This window comes from Thiomonas islandica (genome assembly GCF_055383445.1).
The window spans coordinates 1,778,256-1,798,661 of record NZ_AP042391.1 but is presented as its reverse complement, the minus strand read 5'-3'; the positions used below and the strand labels follow the sequence as shown (position 1 = coordinate 1,798,661).

Genomic DNA, 20,406 nt, shown 5'->3' with positions numbered 1-20,406 from the left:
ATCCATCGCCAGTCGAGCCATGATCTCGGCCCGCAGGAAGGAAGCGCAAGGCGAGGCAAAGAATGGTGCGGATCGGGCCGATGACATCAAGGAAGCGGCCTCGACTGAGACTGTGCCTGAAGCATAGGTGGATCTCAACCCGTACCAAGAACGCGCAGTCGCTGCCACCGGCCACTGCACCATTCTCGCCTGCCCAGGTTCCGGCAAAACTCGGGTTCTCTCGGAACGCGCCGCGAGGTTGCTCGCAAATCACCCCAAAGGCCGCCTGTGTGCGGTTACCTTTACCCGCGATGCGGCCGAGGAGCTGAGATCGAGAATCCTTGCCTCCTGTGGCCAAGACCATGCAAGGCGTCTTGCCGTTGGCACATTCCATTCCCTTGCGCTCGCGCAGCTAAAACGAGCCAGCCGAAAAAAGCCGCCGCGCCTGCTCTCCGAAGGGGAGCGCTTGGCGGTCCTACGGAGATGCCGGGAGCAGCACGCGCCCGACCTTCAATTCGAAGATGTAGTGCAGGCCATCGATGCAATCAAGGCCAAGCTCGCCCCCGCACCGTTCGCCGATCCGTCGCTCGAAGCCGTGTTTCACGGCTACCAAGAACTCATGGAATCCGAGGGGGCCATGGACTTCGCCGACCTGCTGCTGCTCTCGGTGCGCCGGATGGCGAGTGGCGACATGCCGCCGCTCCCGATCCGCTGGCTGCTGGTGGACGAGGCTCAGGACATGGACGAAGTGCAGATGGAGTGGATTCTGCTCCATGGCCGTGCCGGCGCCGAGGTCACGCTGGTCGGTGACGACGACCAGAGCCTTTACGCCTTTCGCCATGCCTTGGGATACACCGGCCTCAAAACGGTAACGGAAGCGTTCTCCGCAACTGAAACCACCCTGCCCGTCAACTACCGCTGTGCACCCAACATCCTGGCTCACGCGGCCAAGCTGATCGGCCACAACAAAAACCGGGCAGCCAAGAAAATCACCGCTCACAGGGATGATCTTGGCGAAATTCGCGTCGTTCGCGCGCCCTCACGATGGGACGAAGCCGACGCTCTCGTCGAAACCATCAGGTCGCCCAATAATGAATGGGCGATCCTCGCTCGGACCAATTCGATCCTCGATCATGCTGAAGTGGCAGTATCGAATATTGGTCTGCCATATGGCCGGTCCGGCGGCAAGAGCGTTTGGGAACATTCGATTGGCGGTATTTTTGTGGGTATCTTGCGTTCGGTTCTGGACGATTCCTGGACCGGTATGGCGAACGCCCTATCGTTTTGCGGAATCCACCCCGAATGGGTCAATGGCCACTCCAGGCGCACCTCCGGTGGATGCGCCACTCGACTCGACATGGCCATTGAACATACCCAGGAGGACAACAGCACGCGAAAGACCCTCATTCGCTTGCGGATGGGGCTCGCGGGATGGGTCAACCAGGCAGCGAAAGGAAGGCCGTCTCTGGTCGTACACGGCGTTGCTGGTTTTCTGGCGGATTACTGCAAGCCAAACCAGTTAAACCTCTTGAGAAGGTTAGAAGCGTCCATCGCCAAGATGCCTGGCTCCCTTGCGCAGCGGCTTTCCATCTTAGGCCGATCCAATGCGAATCGCCAGAAACACGCCGTGCAAATCATGACGCTCCACGCCTCCAAGGGGCTCGAATTCGACAATGTCTGGATCATGGGCTGCGAGGACGGGAATTTGCCGCATACCGACTCGACCGAGGAAGACGAGCGGCGTCTGCTCTACGTCGGCATGACCCGCGCCAGACATCGGCTCATCCTCAGCAGCGCCATCGAGGAAGGTCTTGAATCGCGCTTTCTAGAGGAGGCCGGGTTGGCTTGAAATGATTCAAAAGTGTGCGCTTTTTCCCCACCAAAACGCTAGATGGGTAGTTTAAGATTTTCTAGCAAGAACCAGCATGTAACGGAGACAGTATGCGCACCATTCAAGAGGACGAACTCAAAATCCTTGGGCGGGTTCTCATCAACCGCAAGCAGCTTCTAAAGATCGTTCCGTTATCGGATCGAACGATTTTCGATATGGAAAAGCGCGGCGAATTTCCGAGACGATTCACCCTCACTCCGCGATCAGTGGCATGGGACTTGAGGGAGGTCGAAGCATGGATAGAGGCGAGGAAGGTGGCGGCACAACAGCCCAAAGCGCCGGGTCGCCCTTTACCCAGCGGTCGATCATGTCAGCCCAGTCCTGAAGCATGACGCGACGCTGCTCGGCATATTCAGCCTTGTTATAAATCGCTCTTATTCCCTTTTGCTCATGGGCGAGGCACTTCTCGATCCAATCCGTGTTGTAGCCGGCCTCGTGAAGCAGGGTCGAGGCGGTCCGCCGCAAGTCGTGGACGCAGAACTTCCCTAACGGCTTCCCATCTTCCTGCGCCGCCTTCCACGCAAGAGTCGTCACTTGATTCAGTGTGGCCTTGCTCATGGGAATGTCAGGATCGTAGCGCGACGGCAAGACATAACGCGACCCGCCTGCGCACGTCTTGAGGGCAACGAAAATATCCAATGCCTGGCGGGACAGGTACACCACGTGTGGACGCTTCCTCTTCATCCGTTCCGCTGGAATGGTCCAGGTCGCCAAAGTAAAGTTGACTTCGTCCCACGTCGCTTCAGTCAATTCCGACTTCCTGACCATCGTCAACAGCAGCAACTTGACCGCCAAGCGGATGGTCGGGGCGGTCGATACGCGCTCCAAGTATTGATAGAGCAGCCAGATCTCTTGTGGAGACAGTGCTCGGTCTTTTGGTTCGAAGCGTGCAATGGATGTGGGCCGCACGAGTTCTGCGGGGTTTTCATAACGATGCCCGCGGTCCAGCGCGTACCGATACACCATGTGGACGACTTCACGCGCATGAACGGCTGTTGCCGGCGCGCCTCGCGCCACGATTTTGTCGCATAGTTCCCGAAGATCTTCGTGGCTGATCTCCGTCATCTTGAGTCGGCCAAATGGTTCCTTCAGGTCACGCTCATAGACCGACCGGCGCATGTCTCTCGTGGACTCAGCCATCGGGTAATGCTTGAGCCACAGCTCAGCCCACGTGCCGAACGTTTCGGCATCTCTGATCTTCTGCATCTCCCTGGACTTCTGGCGCGCCGGTGACTTGCCTTCGCTGACCAGTTTTTTTGCGGCCAGGAGCCTTTCCCGCGCTTCGGCCAGCGTGATGCCATCAGTTCCATAACGGCCGAGCACCAGCGTTTCCTGCCGCCCGTTTAGGCGGTAGTTGTAGCGGAAGGAGATCGTCCCCGTGGGTGTGACGACCACATACAGGCCATCACGGTCGGCGACCTTGTACGGTTTCTCCCCGGGTTTGAGGTTGCGAAGCTTGGTGTCGGACAGCATCTCGATACCATCACTGAACAAACGCTGAATTCATGCGTTTTTTCTTTGTTTATCAACAGGTTAGTAGATTTCAATACCATCACGAGTCCTGCGCGCGGTTGATGGTACCTGATGCAAACCGTGGTATCAGATAGCGGGATGCCAGCAAATATACCAGCAAAATTGACTGCTTACCCCCGCTTGATGCTGCCAGACTTTGCCAGAAAAATTTGATATTTTTTATTTCAAATCAATGACTTACAGAGACTTTGTTGCTTGTTCTCGCCGGCCTCTGCCAGACCACTACTCACTCCCACTCGATGGTGGCTGGCGGTTTGCTGGAAATGTCGTAGGTCACGCGGTTGATGCCACGCACCTCGTTGATGATGCGGCTGCTGACTTTTTTGAGCAGGCCGTACGGCAGCTCGGCCCAGTCTGCGGTCATGAAATCGCTGGTCTGCACCGCGCGCAGCGCCACGACATGATCGTAGGTGCGGCCATCGCCCATTACGCCGACACTCTTGACCGGCAGGAACACGGCGAACGCCTGGCTGGTGAGGTCGTACCAGGTCTTGCCGGTCGCTTCATCGCGCCAGTTGCGCAGCTCTTCGATGAAAATCGCATCGGCGCGGCGCAGCAGATCCGTATATTCGGGCTTGATTTCGCCAAGGATGCGCACCCCCAGCCCGGGACCGGGGAAGGGGTGGCGGTAGACCATGTCATGCGGCAGTCCGAGCGCCACTCCGAGTTCCCGCACCTCGTCCTTGAACAGGTCGCGCAGGGGTTCGAGCAGCTTCAGCCCAAGGGTCTGCGGCAGGCCGCCGACATTGTGGTGGCTCTTGATGGTCGTGGCTTTTTTGCTGCGGGCGCCGCCGGACTCGATCACGTCGGGATAAATGGTGCCCTGAGCCAGCCACCTGGCGTTTTTCAGCTTTGCAGCCTCGGTCTGGAACACGGTGACGAATTCGCGTCCGATGATCTTGCGCTTGGCTTCGGGATCGCTGACACCAGCCAGCGCCGCCATGAACCGCGCGCTGGCGTCCACATGCAATACCTTGGCGTGCAGCCGTCCGGCGAACATGTCCATCACGGTTTTCGCCTCGTCCAGACGCAGCAGGCCGTGATCGACAAACACACAGGTCAGCTGATCGCCGATGGCACGATGGATCAATGCAGCCGCCACGCTGGAGTCAACCCCTCCGGACAGACCGAGAATCACCTGCTCATCCCCGACCTGCGCGCGGATCTGTGCGACCGCTTCACCGATGTGATCGCGCATGATCCAGTCGGGCCGCGCACCGCAGATCTGCAGCACGAAGCGCTCCAGCATCTCGCGGCCCTTGGCTGTGTGTGTGACCTCTGGATGGAACTGCACCGCGTAATAGCCGCGCGCCTCGTCGGCCATGCCCGCGATGGGGCAGCTCGGCGTGCTCGCCATGCGCTTGAAGCCCGGCGGCATCGCGGTCACTTTGTCGCCGTGGCTCATCCACACCTTGAGCATCCCATGCCCCTCTGGGGTGGCGAAATCCTGGATGCCGTCGAGCAGTCGGGTGTGACCGTGTGCACGCACCTCGGCATAGCCGAACTCGCGCTGGGCGCTGGGCTCGACCGCGCCGCCGAGCTGTACGGTCATGGTGAACATGCCGTAGCAAATCCCCAGCACCGGCACGCCAAGCTCCCAGACTGCCTGCGGCGCACGCAGATCCTGGTCTTCGTAGGTGCTGGCATGGCTGCCCGACAGGATGATGCCCTTGGGCGCGAACTCGCGCACGAAGGCATTGCTGACATCGTTGGGGTGGATTTCGCAGTAGACATGCGCCTCGCGCACACGCCGCGCGATCAGCTGGGTGACCTGCGAGCCGAAGTCGAGGATGAGGATTTTGTCGTGCATGAAAGCGGGAGCAGGCCGGCGTTCGGGGCGGCCTCAGTCGAGGTGGTAGTTGGGCGCTTCCTGCGTGATCTGCACGTCGTGGACATGGCTTTCGCGCATGCCCGCCGCGGTGATCTGCACGAACTCGGCCCTTGTGCGCATGGATTCGATGTCTGGGCAGCCGCAGTAGCCCATCGACGAGCGCACACCGCCGACGAGCTGATAGATGATGTTGATCAGCGGCCCTTTGTGCGGCACGCGGCCTTCGATGCCCTCGGGAACGAATTTTTCGTTGCCCGCAGCAAAGGACGCCTCGGCCCCGTCCTGAAAATAGCGATCGGCGGATCCCGCCTTCATCGCCCCGATCGAACCCATGCCGCGATAGGCCTTGTATGCCCGTCCCTGGTACAAAATGGCCTCGCCCGGGGCTTCTTCGGTGCCGGCGAACATGCTGCCCATCATCACTGTGTGCGCACCTGCGGCGATCGCCTTGGCGATGTCACCGGAATAACGAATCCCGCCATCGGCGATCAGCGGCACGTCAGTGCCCTCGAGCGCCTTGGCGACATCGGCAATCGCAGTGATCTGCGGCACACCTACCCCGGCGATGATCCGGGTCGTGCAGATCGAGCCCGGGCCGATACCGACCTTGACTCCATCGGCCCCGGCATCGACCAGGGCCAGCGCAGCAGCGCCGGTAGCGATGTTGCCGCCGATCACGTCGATGTCGGGAAAATGGTGCTTGACCCAGCGGACCCGGTCGAGCACCCCCTGGCTGTGGCCGTGAGCGGTATCGACCACGATCACATCGACACCGGCCTGGGCCAGCGCCTCGACCCGTTCTTCGGTGCCGTCGCCTACGCCGACGGCCGCCCCCACCCGCAGTTTGCCCTGCGGGTCGCGCGCCGCGTTCGGCCGCTCGGTGGCCTTCTGGATGTCCTTGACCGTCATCAGTCCGCGCAGTTCGAACGCGTCGTTGACCACCAGCACGCGTTCGAGACGGTATTGATGCATCAGCGCCTTGGCCTCGTCCAGTGTGGCACCTTCACGCACCGTGATCAGCCGTTCGCGCGGGGTCATGATGTCGCGCACCGGCATGTCCAGGCGGGTTTCGAACCGCAGGTCACGGTTGGTGACGATACCGACGACCTTGCCACCTTCGATGACCGGAAAGCCGGAGATGCCGTGCTGGCGCGACAGTTGCAACACGTCTCGCACCTTGACGATCGGCGAAATGGTGATCGGATCGCGCAACACCCCGGACTCGAAGCGCTTGACCCGCGCCACCTCGTTGGCCTGCGCCTTGGGGCTGAGGTTCTTGTGGATGATGCCGATGCCGCCTTCCTGCGCCATGGCGATGGCCAGGCGGGATTCGGTCACCGTATCCATGGCGGCCGACACCAGAGGGATGTTCAAGCCGATGTTGCGAGTCAGGCGAGTCGCTAGATGGGTGTCTTTGGGCAACACCTGGGAATACGCGGGGACCAACAACACATCGTCGAAAGTCAACGCTTTTCCTACAAGACGCATAGATGCCTCCGGGCAAAAGGAAATTATACGGGGGCAGACATTTGGCCACCGCCCACGTTCTGCCTGGACGCGCTAAGCTTGCACCATTCATCGAGATCTTCTGCCATGCGCCCTGCCCTGCCACCCATCCGGTCCCGCGCGCAGCTCTTCGCTGCGGTCACCTTGGCTCTATCCGCCTTGCTGCTGGGCTCAGGCGCGGTGGCGGCGCAGTGGAAATGGGTCGATGCGCAGGGAGTGGTGCACTACAGTGACCAGCCCCCGCCACCGACGGTGCCGGCACGCAGCATCCTGCTGCGCCCCGCGCAGGGCGCGATGCCGCTACAGGCCCAAGCACCAGCCCCGGCGGATGCCAAGGCACAGGCAAGCAGCGCGCTCGAGAAAAAGATCGCCGAGAAAAAATCGGCGGAGCAGGCCGCGCAGGAGCAGGCCAGGCTGCGCCAGCAGCAGGAGCAGGCGCTGCTGAATCAGCAGAACTGCGTGCAGGCGCAGCGCCAGCTACAGATCCTGGACAGCGGACAGCGCATGGTGCAGCTCGACGCCCAGGGGCAGCACGTGGTGATGGACGACGCGCAGCGTGCGCAGCAGCGCGCGCAAGCCATGGCGCTGATCGCCCAGTACTGCCGCTGAGCCGGATGCTCAGATTTTCCAGCGTTCGGCCAGTTTGGCCGGCCTGAGCACGTCGTATTCCTCGAACGGCTGGTGAATCCACGGACTCGTGGGCAGCATCTCCACGTAATACTCGGGCAGGTAGGTGGAAATGCCCTTCACCCAGATCACGGCGCTGCGCAGGTCTGTGATTTTGTCGCTGCTGCTGCGCAGATGCTTTTCGACCGCATGCAGGGTCTCGCCCGAATCGGCCAGATCGTCGACCAGCAGCACCCGGCCCTGCAGTTCGCCGCGCGGCAGGGTGATGTAGCGGGCGATGTCCAGTCGCCCCTGCACGGTTCCAGCGTTGTCGCGGTAGGAACTAGTGGACATGATGGCCAGGGGTTTGTCGAAAATGCGCGAAAGAATGTCGCCAGGCCGAACGCCGCCACGGGCCAGACACAGGATTTGATCGAATTCCCAGCCCGAGGCATACACCTTCAGCGCGAGCTTTTCGATCAGCGCGTGGTATTCGTCCCAGGATACATAAAGATGCTTGCCGTCCTCGCTGAGCATGGCCGAACCTTTGTGAACGTGTTGGAAGAAACCGCCGAGCCGGGCGCAGCCGCTGCTCAGCCTTGAAACGGGTGTCGCAGCACGATGGTGTGCTCGCGGTCGGGGCCGGTGGAGATCATGTCGATCGGCGCGCCGATCAGCTCGCCCACGCGCTGCAGGTAGCTGCGCGCGTTGGCCGGGAGCTGTTCCCAGCGGGTCAGGCCTGCGGTGCTTTGTGTCCAGCCGGGAAAGTCTTCGTAGATCGGTTCGCAGCGTTCGATTTCGTCAGCATCGAGCGGCAGCACATCGCGGCGCTCGCCGTCGAGGTGATAACCCACACAGGCACGGATGGTCGGCAGACCGTCGAGCACGTCGAGCTTGGTGATGCACAGACCCGACACCCCGTTGATGATGACCGCACGCTTGAGCGCGGCCACGTCCAGCCAGCCGCAGCGCCGCGCACGCCCGGTGACGGTACCGAACTCCTGACCGACACGCGACAGATGTTCGCCCACGCTGCCAGGTTGGTCGGTCGGCAGTTCCGTCGGGAAGGGGCCGCTGCCCACGCGGGTGGTGTAGGCCTTGGTGATGCCCAGCACATAGTGCAGCATGCCGGGGCCCACGCCCGAGCCCGCCGCAGCAGTGCCCGCCACGCAGTTGCTCGAGGTCACGAAGGGATAGGTTCCGTGGTCAATGTCCAGCAGCGAGCCCTGCGCGCCCTCGAACAGCAGACGCTCGCCGCGCAGGTGGGCCTGATGGATGCAGTAGCCGACGTCGGCCAACAGCGGTAACACCTGCTCGGCTGACTGCAGCAGAGAGTCAAGCACCTGCTTTGCATCGACCGGCTGCGTGTGCAGGTAGTTCTCCAGCACAAAGTTGTGCAGATCGAGCACTTCGCTCAACTTGGCCTGCAGCCGCTGCGGATGTTTGAGATCCTGCAGCCGTATCGCTCGCCGCGCCACCTTGTCCTCGTAGGCCGGGCCGATGCCCTTGCCGGTGGTGCCGATCTTGCCGCTGCCATTGGCTTCGCGCCGCACCTCGCGCGCCTTGTCCAGCGCCACGTGCGTGGGCAGCACCACGGGGCAGGATTCGCTCATGTACAGCCGGGAACGCACCTCGACCCCGGCAGCCTCGAGCCGCTCGATTTCGACCAGCAGATGTTGTGGATCGACCACCACACCATTGCCCACATAGCAGGCCACGTCCGGACGCATCACCCCGGAGGGAATGAGTTGTAGCGCGGTCTTGTGGCCGTTGATCACCAGGGTATGGCCCGCGTTGTGCCCCCCCTGAAAGCGCACCACGCCTTGCGCATGGTCGGTCAGCCAATCGACGACCTTGCCCTTGCCCTCATCGCCCCATTGGGTGCCCACGACAACAACATGACGTCCAGTATTCACGCGGATGGTCTTTCAGGTATTGAGTCAGTCCAAGGATTCGGTGCTGCGGCTCAGGCGTGGTGTTCGACCACCCACGCCCCGTTGCGCAGCACTAGGCTGCGACCTGGGCGGGCGCGCACCGCAGTCAGCTCGTCGGGGGGCAATTGCACCACGATCTCGCCGCGCCGCCGCAGGTCGGCCACGGCCTGCGCCAGCCCGGGTGCATCGGTCCATTCCGCCACGATCGGCGCCGCAGCAGGCACCGCGTCAGACAGTCCAGCCACTTCGCGCAGGTCCATCGAAAACCCAGTGGCAGGCCGCGGTCTGCCAAAGCTGGCGCCCACCTCGTCATAGCGCCCGCCACGCGCCACGGCGTTGGCGTAGCCCGGGGCATAGACGCTGAAAATCACGCCGCTGTGATAGCGGTAGCCGCGCATGTCGGCCAAATCGATCTGCACGCTCACGCCGTGCTGGCGGTGATGCCGCGCCAGTGCGGTCAATTCGTCGAGCGCGCGCCCGATCAATGCGTGCGGCGGCAAGACCTGCCGGGCCTGCTGCAGCACATCGTCATCGCTGCCATACAGTTCGGGCAGGGCAAGGATGGCCTCGCGCTGTGCCGGCCTGCAGTCGCGGGTCAGGCGTTGGAGTTCTCCCGCGTCCTTATTCGCCAGCGCTTCGAGGATGGCCTCCATGTCCTGCGGCCCGAGCAAAAGCCCCGACAGCACACCGCGCACAATGCGGTTGTCCGCCAGATCGAGTGCCGCCTGTTCTACCCCGGCCAGTCGCAGACAGAGGATTGCGAGCTGCTGCACTTCCAAATCGGCCTCCAGCCCGGCATGCCCGTACAGCTCTGCACCGAATTGCAGGATTTCGCGGCTGGCGTGAATGCCCTCCGGGTGGGTGCGCACCGCGCTGCCGCAGTAGCACACCCGGGTCACGCCGTCGTGGTTGAGCAGGTGGGAGTCGATGCGCGCTGCCTGCGGCGTGATGTCTGCGCGCAGCCCCAGGGTGCGCCCGGAGAGTTGGTCGACCAGCTTGAAGGTCTGCAGGTCGAGATCCTGCCCAGTGCCAGACAGCAGGGAATCGACGAACTCGAGCAGCGGCGGCATGACCAGCGCGTATCCATGACGCTGCGCAGCATCCAGACAGGCGCGCCGCAGCCGTTCGATGATCGCCGCCTCACGCGGCAGCACATCGGAAAAATACTCGGGAAGTCGCCAGTTGCTCATGAAATGCGCAAAAAAATGACGGCGCGACCTGCCGCGCCAACCGGTCAGCTTAACTGAGGACGAGCACCAGGAGAAGTCCGCAGGCCACGGCAACCAGACCGATGAAGCGCAGTTGCCCATCAGTCAGACTGAGGATTTGGCGCAAGGTCGCGCGCCACTGCCGTGGCGCGAGCAGGGGCATCAGCCCCTCGATCACCAGAACCAGTCCAATGGCGACAAGCACGGAGTCGAACATGTGGAGCATGGCCGGACGCACCGCAGCGCGCGGCGCAGTCCGGGCCGGGTCTTACTTGGCCGGTTTTGCCGCAGTCCCACCGGGGCTGCGGAAATACTGGAAAAACTGGCTGTTCGGATCGAGCACCAGCAGGTCGGACTTGTTGTTGAAGCTGGCGCGATAAGCCTCCAGGCTGCGGTAAAACTCGGCAAACTGCGGATTCTTGCCGAAGGATTTGGCGTAGATCGCCGACGCTTCGGCATCACCCTGTCCTTTGATGGTCTGCGCCTTGCTATAGGCCTGGGAGATGACGATCTCGCGCTGCTTGTCGGCTTCGGCGCGAATCTTTTCAGCCTCGGCATAGCCAGTGGCGCGCAGCTCGTTGGCCACACGCTGGCGCTCGGCTTCCATACGGCGGTAGACCGACTGGGTGATGGATGCGACGAAATCAACCCGGGTCAGGCGCATATCGACGATCTGGATGCCGGTGCCTGCAATGTCCTTGGCGATGCCGGCCTGCACATCGCGCATGACCTGATCGCGCTGCGACGCCAGCACCTGCCGCACGGTGCGCTTGGTGATCTGCTCGTTGAGCGCCGCTTTGACGATCTGGGACAACCGGTCGCCAGCGCGGCGTTGGTCCCCGCCGTAGCTGCGGATGAATTCGGTGGGGTTGGTGATGCGCCATTTCAGATACCAGTCCACCACCACGTTTTTTTTCTCGGCGGTGATGAAGCGGTCGATGTCCGGGCTTTGCAGGGTCAGGATGCGTTTGTCGAGGAAAACCACGTTCTCGAATGGCGCCGGCAGCTTGAAGTACAGCCCGGGAGTGCTGATGACACGCTTGATCTCACCCAGACCAAACACCGCGGCAAACTGCCGCTGATCGACCACGAACAGGCTGGACGACAGCACCATCAGCGCGACGATGGTGGCGACGACCGCCAGAATGAGCTTATTCATCGTCGGCCCTCACTGGAAGTTGCGCTCGCGCAACGTGTCGCGCGGGGTTCTGGATGCAGCCGGTGCAGAGCCGTCGTTGGCCACTGCGCTGTCCGCAGCACTGGACGCGTTGCCGACCGATGCCGCCGGCAATGTAGGCAGTGCCGCAGGCGCAGCAGGCATGGCCGGTGTCGGATTCATCGACTTGGCTGCAGACTGTTGCAGCAACTTGTCCAGCGGCAGGTAAAGCAGATTGTTGTTGCTGCGCGAATCCACCATGACCTTGGTGACGCTGGAGAGAATATCCTGCATGGTCTGCAGATACATCCGCTCGCGGGTGACCTGCGGCGCCTTGTCGTACTGCTGCAGGACCTGGTCGAACCGCGAGGTGTCTCCCTGCGCCTGTGCCACCACCTGCGCCTTGTAGGCCTCGGCGTCCTGGATCAGGCGCGAGGCGGTTCCCTGTGCGCGCGGAATCACGTTGTTGGCATAGGCCTGCGCCTCGTTCTTCAGGCGCTCGCGGTCCTGGCCGGCCTTGATCGCATCATCGAACGCCGCCTGCACCTGCTCGGGCGGCTGCACGTTCTGCAGCGTGACCGTGGTGATGATGATGCCGGTCTTGTAGCGATCGAGGATTTTCTGGGTGAGGGTCTGCACGTCGCTGGCCACCTGCTCGCGGCCTTCGTACAGCACATAGTCGAGGGTCTTGTTGCCGACCACTTCGCGCACCGCAGTCTCGGCTGCCTGCGACACCGCATCATCTGGGCTGCGGTTGTTGTAGAGATAGTCCACCACGTTGTCGATACGGTACTGCACCGCAAAGCGTACGTCCACGATGTTCTCGTCTTCGGTCAACATGGCCGATTCAGGCAGCCCGGTGGCCTTAACTTCACCGCCGCGGCCGACCTCGACCGAGCGCACCTGCGATACATTGACGATCTCATCGGCCTCGAATGGATAAGGCAGGCGCCAGTGGAATCCGGCTCCGGTCACATAGGCCAGCTTGCCAAAGCGGGTGACCGCGGCCTGCTGGCCTTCCTGCACGATGAAAAACCCGGAAGCCACCCAGCCAAGCACGCCGATCACGATCAGGATGACGAACCCCACGCCCATGCCCTTGGCCGAGGGATACAGGTCGGGACGTTGCGGCGGCGTGCCCATGCCCCCGCCGCCGCGCTTCTTGCCAAACAGGCCGTTGAGCTTGCGGTTGAAATCGCGCCAGAGCTCGTCCAGATCGGGCGGGCCGCCGCTGCCGGGGCGACGGTTGGGGTCCTGGTTGTTGTTCTGCTGGACGTTGTTCTGCTGCCTGCTGCCGTCGTCGCCAGTGCCCCAGCGCGGGTCGTTGAGGTTGAACAGGCGCGACAAGGGCCAAACGCTGCGCCATGAGCGCAGATGCAGCGGTGACTGCGCGGCGGACGGTGCACGCCAGGATCGGGAGGATGTCATGCGCAAAGAGGAGTGGGATCCGACAAAGCTGATGCAGCCGACTGGAAGCGGGGATCTGCCAGCGCGGTCTCGCGCAGCGCGTTCCTGAGAGCATCGAGCCCCGCCCCGGTCAACGCACTGACCGCAAAGCGGCGGATGCTAGCACGCGGCTCGATGCCCTCGATCTGCGTGTGACCATCTGTAACACGAAGATCGGCCGGCAAGAGGTCGGACTTGTTGAAAATCAGAAACTGGGGAATGTCGTCGGCGCCGATCTCGCGCAGCACGGCGTGGACTTCATCCATCTGCTCGCGCAGCATCGGCGAGCTGGCATCGACCACATGCAGCAGCAAATCGGCCTGCAGCGTGTCTTCCAGCGTGGCCTTGAATGCCTCGATCAGCGTGTGCGGCAGGTCGCGAATGAAGCCGACGGTGTCAGACAGCGTGGCGTTGACTTGCGGCGCGAGAAACAGCTTGCGCGTGGTTGTGTCCAGCGTGGCAAAGAGCTGGTCGGCAGCGTAGGTCTTCGCCTTGGTCAGCGCATTGAACAGCGTGCTCTTGCCGGCATTGGTGTAGCCCACCAGGGCGACGCGAAACGCACCGCTGCGCCCGCGCGCGCGGCGCTGGGTCATGCGCTGGCGGCCGAGCTTGCCCAGACGGATGCGCAGCTGCTTGATCTTGTCGTCGAGCATGCGGCGATCGAGTTCGATCTGCTTTTCGCCCGGACCGCCACGCACGCCGATGCCCCCGGTCTGCCGCTCCAGGTGGGTCCAGCCGCGCACCAGCCGGGTGGCCAGATGCTCTAGCCGCGCCAGTTCGACCTGCATCTTGCCCTCGGCGCTTTGCGCGCGGCGGGCGAAGATTTCAAGGATCAGCCCGGTGCGGTCGAGCACGGGTTTGCCCAGCGCTTTTTCCAGATTGCGCTGCTGGATCGGACTCAGGGTGTTATCGAAAATGATGGTGTCCGCCGAGGAAGCCGCGACCAGCTCTCCCAATTCCTCGAGCTTGCCCGAGCCAATGTAGGTGGCCGCGTCGGGCCGGGCCCGTACGCAGGAGAGCTCACCGGCCAGGGCGTAGCCGGCAGAGGAACTGAGCTGCTCGAGCTCGGCCAGCGCGTCACCCGAGGCGGTCCGTCGCTGCTGCACGCTGACCAGGGCGGCGCGCTCGGGGCCCTCAGGCTGCAGGGGTTTCTTGCTCACCGATCTGGAAGGCGACGGGACGCGCGGGAACGACGGTAGAAATGGCGTGTTTGTAGACCATCTGTGTGACGGTGTTGCGCAGCAACACCACATATTGGTCGAACGACTCGATATGGCCTTGCAGCTTGATGCCATTGACCAGGTAGATCGACACCTGCACATGCTCCTTGCGCAGCAGGTTCAGGAAGGGGTCTTGTAGCAACTGCCCTTTGTGACTCATTTTGTTCTCCGTTGGGTAAGGAAGGCTCAAATGGCATTCACGGTGTGAAATGCAAGAGCACGCAAAATAACATAGTGCTGATAAGGCCTGCGGGGCGGGGCGCTTTCAGTCATCCCGCGCGTAAGGATTGGTCGAACTGCGGTATTCGATCCGCAAGGGGGTGCCGGCGAGATCGAATTTTTCGCGCAAACGCCCCTCCAGATAGCGGGTGTAGGTGGCGGGAACCCGGTCCAGCGCAGTGCCGTGGATCACGATGATCGGCGGATTGGTGCCGCCCTGATGGGCGTAGCGCAGTTTGGGACGCACCGGCCCGCTGCGCGGCGGCTGCTGCTGGGCCACCGCGTCGATGATGGCTCGCGTGAGCTTGGGCGTCGGCAGCTTGCGGTAGGCGGCCGCGTGCGCGGCAAGGACCGATTTCATCAGCCCGTTCAGGCCCGCTCCGGTACGGGCGGAAATGCTGTGAAAGCGGGCAAAGCCGACAAAGGGCAGGCGCTGGCGGATAGCGACCATCAGACGCTCGCGGCCATAAGCGTTCACAGCGTCCCACTTGTTCGCAGCCAACACCAGCGCCCTGCCCGCCTCGACCGCGAAACTGGCAATGTGCGCATCCTGTTCGGACACCCCTTCGGTGGCATCGAGCAGCAGCACCACCACATTGGCCTGCTCGATCGCCTGCAGCGTCTTGATGACCGAGAATTTTTCCACCGCCTCGAACACCTTACCCCGGCGGCGCAGCCCGGCGGTATCGATCAAGATGAACCTGCGTCCATCGCGCTCGAACGGCACTTCGATGGCGTCGCGCGTCGTGCCCGGCATGTCGAACGCGATCACGCGCTCCTCGCCCACCAGGGCGTTGACCAGCGTGGACTTGCCCACGTTCGGCCGCCCGGCGATGGCCAGACGCAGGCTGTGGACGCGCGGCGGCTCGCCCGGTTGGTCCGCGGCCTGCTCACGGGTCTGGGGCGCGGGCTTGCTGTCGTCCTCGGCCTGCCCGGCAGGTAACGCCGCCAGGATGCGCTCGAGCAGATCGGGCACGCCGTCGCCATGCGCGGCGCTGATCGACAGCGGCTCGCCCAGACCGAGTTCATGAAATTCAGCCAGCGCGGGATGGCCGTGCCGGCCTTCGGCCTTGTTCACCGCCAGCAGGATCGGCTTGCCGGTCTTGCGCAACTCGGCGGCGATGTGAAGATCCTGTGGGCTCAGACCGGTGCGCAGATCGACCAAAAACACCACCAGATCCGATTCGGCGATGGCCTGCCGGGTTTGCCGCGCCATTTCATGCACGATGCCGGTATCGACCACGGGTTCGAAACCGCCGGTATCGACCACGATGACCGGACGATCGGCCATGCGCAGCATGCCGTAGTGCCGGTCGCGTGTCAGGCCCGGCATGTCGGCGACGATGGCATCGCGCGAACGGGTCAGGCGGTTGAACAGCGTGGACTTGCCGACATTGGGGCGTCCAACCAGGGAGACGATCGGGGTCATGCGAGCGGAGTGGGCAGGCGCGTCAGTCCGGTACGTAGGCGTAGATGCCGCCCTTGGCTGTCACGACGATGAGCGTCTTGCCCACGACCACCGGCGCCACCTGGATGGCGCTGCTGTCTGTGGCCACACGGCCGACGATGCTGCCGTCCTTGGCCGACAGAAAGCTGATGTAGCCCTGATAGTCACCCACCGCCACCGTGCGGCCCACCAGCAGCGGCGCGCTCAGGTTGCGGTATTTGAGCTGGCTGTTGGTCCAACTGGGCACGCCGTCGCTGGCCGCATAGGCCTGCACATCGCCGTTGGCCTGCGTGCCAACGACCTCTTCGTCGTTCATGGTCAGCGCGGTATAGCCTTCTGCCTCGCGGGTCCAGAGCACCCGCCCGGTATTGGCGTCCACACAGCCCACCGCGGATTGATAGGCGCGGGCACAGACAGTCGATCCCAGCAGCGCGGGCTGACCGGTGATGCCAACCACCTGCTCGACCTCGGTCACCCCACGCGGCCGCGCCAGCGTGGCCTGCCAACGCGGCAGCCCATCGTCAAGGGTGTAGGCGTCGATGCGACCAAGCGCCGTACCCACCATGAGCAGCCCGTCACGCACCACCATGCCGCCGGCCTGCTGCACCAGCAGCGACGCAGCGCGGCTGTCGGCTTGCCACAGCCGTTTGCCGTTGGCCGCATCGAAGGCGATCACGCGCTGATCCGCCCCCTGCACGATGATGCGCCCGCCGGTCACGGTCGGGGGCGTCAGCACCGTGGTCGGCAACTGATAGCGCCATAGCAACTGGCCCTTGGGGCCGATGGACACCAGGCCGTTGTTCTTGTCGACCACAGCGGTGAAGGTGCCGTCGCTGCCGGTGGCCGCGCTGATGCCCGACGGCACTTTGGCCGACCAGAGCACCTGCCCGCTGGCCGCATCCAGCCGCTCGACCACCCCGTCGGCGGAGGCCACCACCACCGATCCGGGCAAGGTCGCCGTCTGGAACCAGGCCGGAACCGCGCCGATGCGCTGCGTCCAGACCTGCTTGACCGTGAGAATGTTGACCACCGGCGACAGCGGCGTCGGCTCGGGCCGCCTGGAGCCCGAGGCACAGGCGCCGAGTTGCGCAGCCAGCACCAGCGGTACGACCAGACGCCACGCCCGCGCCAGGCGGGCCAGAAGCGACGCGATCGGTGACATGCGGCTGGCGTTCATGCTGGGCTCCCGCCGACGGTCTGCAGGCGTTGCTGCACGGCGGCGCGCTCGGGTGCGTCTGCCGGCATGGCTTTGAGCGCCGCTTCATATGCCCGCCGGGCGACGCTGCGCTGGCCCTGCAGTGCCGCGAGATCGCCCCGCCGCATGTCGAACAACGGCGCAAAGGTGGACTCCGGAACCTCGGCCAGGGTCTGACTGGCCTGGGCGTACTGCTTGGCATCGATCTGCAGCGCCGACAGATTCAGCCGCCCCACCGCGCGCACGCTCTTGTTCTGCGCGTGGTCGACGGCCCATTGCAGCGCCGCGATCGCCTGGGCGTTGCGGCCAGCGTCGTGCAGCGCCTTGGCCACCGCCAGTGCGGCCATGCCGGCGTAGGCACTGTCGGGCACCTTGGATTGCATCGCCGCCCAGGACTGGGCGATTCTGTCCGGGTTGTTGCTCTGCAGCGCGGTCTGCACCTGCTCATACACCGCAGCGGCCTTCGCGCCCTCGTTGCGCTGCCACCATTGCCAGCCGTAGTAACCGGCAAAGCCCAGCGCGACCGCCAGCACACCCGCGGAAATCTGCGTACCCCAGCGCTCCCAAAAATGGCGCAGCCGGGCGATCTGTTCCTGTTCTTCGAAGTTGTAGCTCATGGGAGGTCGAAGGCCGAAATAGTGCGATTCTAGGTTCCGGGGCTGAGCAGGCCCGTCACCAGCCCATCCAGCGGCTGCAGCGGCAGCAGCCGTTGCTGTTGCGGTGCATCCTGCAGGGCGCGCAGATCCTTGACCCCGACCTGCCCCTGCTGCAGTTCCTGTTCACCGAACACCAGCGCCCAGCGGGCGCCGCTGGCGTCGGCCTTTTTCATTTGCGATTTCATGCTGCCGCCGCCCAGGTGCAGTTGTACCCGCACCCCGGCAGCGCGTAAGGCTTCGCACACCGGCATGGCCTGCGGCATCAGCGCCGGGCTGGTGAGCACGGCATACGCGTGCGGCGCAGTCACGGGTGCGATCTGACCGGCCTCGACCAGCAATTCGAGCACCCGCTCGACCCCCAGCGCCCAACCGCAGGCCGGCGCGGGCTTGCCGCCGATCTGCTCGATCAGGCCGTCGTAGCGTCCGCCGGCGCAGACCGTGGCCTGCGCGCCCAGACGGTCGGTCACCCACTCGAACACGGTGAGGTTGTAATAGTCCAGACCGCGCACCAGCCGCGGATTGATGATGAACGGCTGGCCTGCTGAGCGCAGCAGGCTTTGCACCCCGTCGAAATGCGCGCGCGAGCTTTCGCCCAGATAGTCGATCAGCCGCGGCGCGGCGGCGACCAATTCCTGCATCTTCGGGTTCTTGGTGTCGAGCACGCGCAAGGGGTTGGTGTGCAGCCGACGGCGCGCGTCATCGTCGAGCTGGTTGATGTGCCGCTCCAGGTAGCGGATGAGATCGACCCGGTGGCGCGCCCGTTCATCGATGTGACCCAGGCAGTTGATCTCCAGCGTGACCAGATCACTCACACCCAGGCGCGACCAGAGTTGCCGCGCCATCAGGATCAGCTCGACATCTGCATCGGGCCCGGCAAAGCCCAGCGCCTCGGCACCGACCTGATGGAACTGCCGGTAGCGCCCGCGCTGCGGGCGCTCGTGGCGAAACATCGGCCCGGTGTACCAAAGTCGCTTGCCGCCATCGTGCAGCAGCCCGTGCTCGATGCAGGCACGCACCACCGCAGCGGTACCCTCGGGCCGCAGGGTAAGCTGCTCGCCGTTGAGCGCGTCGGTGAAGCTGTACATCTCCTTTTCAACGATGTCGGTGACTTCGCCGATGCCCCGCACGAACAGTGGGGTGTATTCGACGATCGGGGTACGTAGGTTCTGATAGCCGTAGCTGCGCATCAGTTCGCGCACCTGCTGCTCGAACCATTCCCAGACCGCCGATTTGGGCGGCACGATGTCATTCATGCCTTTAACGGCACTGAGTCTGTCTGCCATGGAGTTATCAGGCCACCTGGACGGGATGGCGGTGTGCTGCGCCGTAGCGCTGTTGAACGTATTGCTCGACGATGGTCTGAAATTCGGCGGCGATGTTGTCTCCGCGCAGTGTCATGCGCTTTTCGCCGTCGATGAACACCGGCGCCGCCGGCGACTCGCCGGTTCCCGGCAGACTGATGCCAATGTTGGCATGCTTGCTCTCGCCCGGGCCGTTGACAATGCAGCCCATCACCGCCACGCGCAGTTGCTCCACGCCGGGATAGCGCGTGCGCCACACCGGCATCTGCGCACGCAGGAACTGGTCGATGGTCTGGGTCAGTTCCTGGAAGAAGGTGCTGGTGGTGCGCCCGCAGCCGGGGCAGGCGGTCACCGAGGGCGTGAACGCGCGCAGACCCAGTGCCTGCAGGATTTCGAGCGCCACCACCACTTCCTCGGTGCGGGCACCATTCGGCTCGGGCGTGAGCGACACGCGGATGGTATCGCCGATGCCTTCTTGCAGCAGCACCGCCAGCGCGGCGGTCGAGGCCACCGCGCCCTTGGTGCCCATACCGGCTTCGGTCAGACCCAAATGCAGCGGGTGGTCGCAGCGCGCCGCCAGCGCCCGGTAGACGGTGATCAGGTCCTGCACATTCGACACCTTGCACGACAGCAGGATCTGCGCCGGGTCCATGCCCAGTTCCCGCGCCCGCTGCGCAGACTCGAGCGCTGAGAGCACTAGCGCCTGCACCATGATCTGCCGCGCCTCATAGGGTTGCGCGCGCTGCGCGTTGGCGTCCATCAGCGCGGCGAGCAGTTCCTGATCAAGGCTGCCCCAGTTCACACCGATGCGCACCGGCTTGTCGTAGCGCAGCGCGATGTCGATCATCTGGCCGAACTGGCGGTCTTTCTTGTCACCCTTGCCGACATTGCCGGGGTTGATGCGGTACTTGGACAGCGCCTGCGCGCATTCCGGAAACTCGGCGAGCAGGCGGTGGCCGTTGTAGTGGAAGTCGCCGATCAGCGGCACCGACACGCCCATGCGGTCGAGCTGCTCGCGGATCGCGGGAACTGCCGCCGCCGCCTCAGGGGTGTTCACCGTGATGCGCACCAGTTCCGAGCCGGCCATTGCCAGCTCCTTGACCTGAATCGCGGTGGCAATCGCATCGGCCGTGTCAGTGTTGGTCATGGACTGCACCCGCACCGGCGCGTCGCCGCCGACGGTGACCACGTTGTCGCCCCAGACCACGCGCGCCTGTCGCGTGACATGCCGTGCAGGCACGGCTTCGGGAATCGGCGGGTCGAGCAGTTGCATTGCGA

The 20,406-nt window shown here is 63.7% G+C and carries 18 protein-coding genes and 1 pseudogene; 3 read left to right on the top strand and 16 right to left on the bottom strand.

The window, feature by feature from the left end; all coding sequences use genetic code 11:
• The first annotated feature begins 127 nt into the window (after positions 1 to 127).
• Together ACZ47F_RS08780 and ACZ47F_RS08775 are read left to right on the top strand one after the other, a co-directional pair.
• Complete coding sequence (locus ACZ47F_RS08780) at positions 128 to 1,828, top strand: ATP-dependent helicase (protein ID WP_464924352.1); 1,701 nt, start codon at positions 128 to 130, stop codon at positions 1,826 to 1,828.
• A gap of 92 nt (positions 1,829 to 1,920) precedes the next feature.
• A pseudogene (locus ACZ47F_RS08775) lies at positions 1,921 to 2,052 on the top strand (hypothetical protein); the annotation flags it as partial.
• 10 nt (positions 2,053 to 2,062) lie between these two features.
• On the opposite strand, the gene ACZ47F_RS08770 reads toward ACZ47F_RS08775, so the two are convergent.
• The 3 genes from ACZ47F_RS08770 to guaB form a co-directional block, all read right to left on the bottom strand.
• Positions 2,063 to 3,343, bottom strand: coding sequence for a tyrosine-type recombinase/integrase (locus ACZ47F_RS08770; protein ID WP_464924351.1), 1,281 nt, complete (start codon positions 3,341 to 3,343; stop codon positions 2,063 to 2,065).
• 286 nt (positions 3,344 to 3,629) lie between these two features.
• A complete protein-coding gene (gene guaA / locus ACZ47F_RS08765; RefSeq protein ID WP_464924350.1) occupies positions 3,630 to 5,213 on the bottom strand; it encodes a glutamine-hydrolyzing GMP synthase in 1,584 nt (527 codons plus the stop codon).
• A 33-nt stretch (positions 5,214 to 5,246) separates the two neighbouring features.
• Positions 5,247 to 6,722: an IMP dehydrogenase gene (gene guaB / locus ACZ47F_RS08760; protein WP_464924349.1), complete on the bottom strand. Its 1,476-nt coding sequence runs from the start codon at positions 6,720 to 6,722 to the stop codon at positions 5,247 to 5,249.
• Positions 6,723 to 6,827: 105 nt separating this feature from the next.
• Here guaB and ACZ47F_RS08755 point away from each other — a divergent pair, with 105 nt between their 5' ends.
• Positions 6,828 to 7,349 carry a DUF4124 domain-containing protein gene (locus ACZ47F_RS08755; protein WP_464924348.1) on the top strand — a complete coding sequence of 174 codons (522 nt, stop codon included), beginning with the start codon at positions 6,828 to 6,830 and terminating at the stop codon, positions 7,347 to 7,349.
• Between the two features lie 9 nt (positions 7,350 to 7,358).
• On the opposite strand, the gene ACZ47F_RS08750 is transcribed toward ACZ47F_RS08755, so the two are convergent.
• The 13 genes from ACZ47F_RS08750 to ispG form a co-directional block, all read right to left on the bottom strand.
• A complete protein-coding gene (locus ACZ47F_RS08750) occupies positions 7,359 to 7,883 on the bottom strand; it encodes a phosphoribosyltransferase (RefSeq protein WP_464924347.1) in 525 nt (174 codons plus the stop codon).
• A gap of 56 nt (positions 7,884 to 7,939) precedes the next feature.
• A complete protein-coding gene (locus ACZ47F_RS08745) occupies positions 7,940 to 9,262 on the bottom strand; it encodes an adenylosuccinate synthase (protein WP_464924346.1) in 1,323 nt (440 codons plus the stop codon).
• A gap of 50 nt (positions 9,263 to 9,312) precedes the next feature.
• Positions 9,313 to 10,470, bottom strand: coding sequence for an ATP phosphoribosyltransferase regulatory subunit (locus tag ACZ47F_RS08740; protein ID WP_464924345.1), 1,158 nt, complete (start codon positions 10,468 to 10,470; stop codon positions 9,313 to 9,315).
• Between the two features lie 49 nt (positions 10,471 to 10,519).
• On the bottom strand, positions 10,520 to 10,705 hold the full coding sequence (locus tag ACZ47F_RS08735) for a DUF2065 domain-containing protein (RefSeq protein ID WP_464924344.1): 186 nt from the start codon (positions 10,703 to 10,705) through the stop codon (positions 10,520 to 10,522).
• A gap of 51 nt (positions 10,706 to 10,756) precedes the next feature.
• The gene (gene hflC, locus ACZ47F_RS08730; RefSeq protein WP_464924343.1) at positions 10,757 to 11,647 is read right to left on the bottom strand and encodes a protease modulator HflC; all 891 of its coding nucleotides are present in this window, start codon (positions 11,645 to 11,647) and stop codon (positions 10,757 to 10,759) included.
• Positions 11,648 to 11,656: 9 nt separating this feature from the next.
• Positions 11,657 to 12,982: an FtsH protease activity modulator HflK gene (hflK, locus tag ACZ47F_RS08725; RefSeq protein WP_464926608.1), complete on the bottom strand. Its 1,326-nt coding sequence runs from the start codon at positions 12,980 to 12,982 to the stop codon at positions 11,657 to 11,659.
• Positions 12,983 to 13,068: 86 nt separating this feature from the next.
• A complete protein-coding gene (gene hflX, locus ACZ47F_RS08720; RefSeq protein WP_464924342.1) occupies positions 13,069 to 14,250 on the bottom strand; it encodes a GTPase HflX in 1,182 nt (393 codons plus the stop codon).
• Positions 14,225 to 14,470, bottom strand: coding sequence for an RNA chaperone Hfq (hfq, locus tag ACZ47F_RS08715; RefSeq protein ID WP_464924341.1), 246 nt, complete (start codon positions 14,468 to 14,470; stop codon positions 14,225 to 14,227). The genes hflX and hfq overlap by 26 nt, the downstream gene beginning before the upstream one ends.
• A gap of 105 nt (positions 14,471 to 14,575) precedes the next feature.
• On the bottom strand, positions 14,576 to 15,958 hold the full coding sequence (der, locus tag ACZ47F_RS08710; protein WP_464924340.1) for a ribosome biogenesis GTPase Der: 1,383 nt from the start codon (positions 15,956 to 15,958) through the stop codon (positions 14,576 to 14,578).
• Between the two features lie 22 nt (positions 15,959 to 15,980).
• Positions 15,981 to 17,153, bottom strand: coding sequence for an outer membrane protein assembly factor BamB (bamB, locus tag ACZ47F_RS08705; protein ID WP_464924339.1), 1,173 nt, complete (start codon positions 17,151 to 17,153; stop codon positions 15,981 to 15,983).
• On the bottom strand, positions 17,150 to 17,788 hold the full coding sequence (locus ACZ47F_RS08700) for a YfgM family protein (protein WP_464924338.1): 639 nt from the start codon (positions 17,786 to 17,788) through the stop codon (positions 17,150 to 17,152). The genes bamB and ACZ47F_RS08700 overlap by 4 nt, the downstream gene beginning before the upstream one ends.
• Before the next feature lie 29 nt (positions 17,789 to 17,817).
• A complete protein-coding gene (gene hisS / locus ACZ47F_RS08695; protein ID WP_464924337.1) occupies positions 17,818 to 19,110 on the bottom strand; it encodes a histidine--tRNA ligase in 1,293 nt (430 codons plus the stop codon).
• Positions 19,111 to 19,117: 7 nt separating this feature from the next.
• Positions 19,118 to 20,401 carry a flavodoxin-dependent (E)-4-hydroxy-3-methylbut-2-enyl-diphosphate synthase gene (gene ispG / locus ACZ47F_RS08690; protein WP_464924336.1) on the bottom strand — a complete coding sequence of 428 codons (1,284 nt, stop codon included), beginning with the start codon at positions 20,399 to 20,401 and terminating at the stop codon, positions 19,118 to 19,120.
• Positions 20,402 to 20,406: the final 5 nt, after the last annotated feature.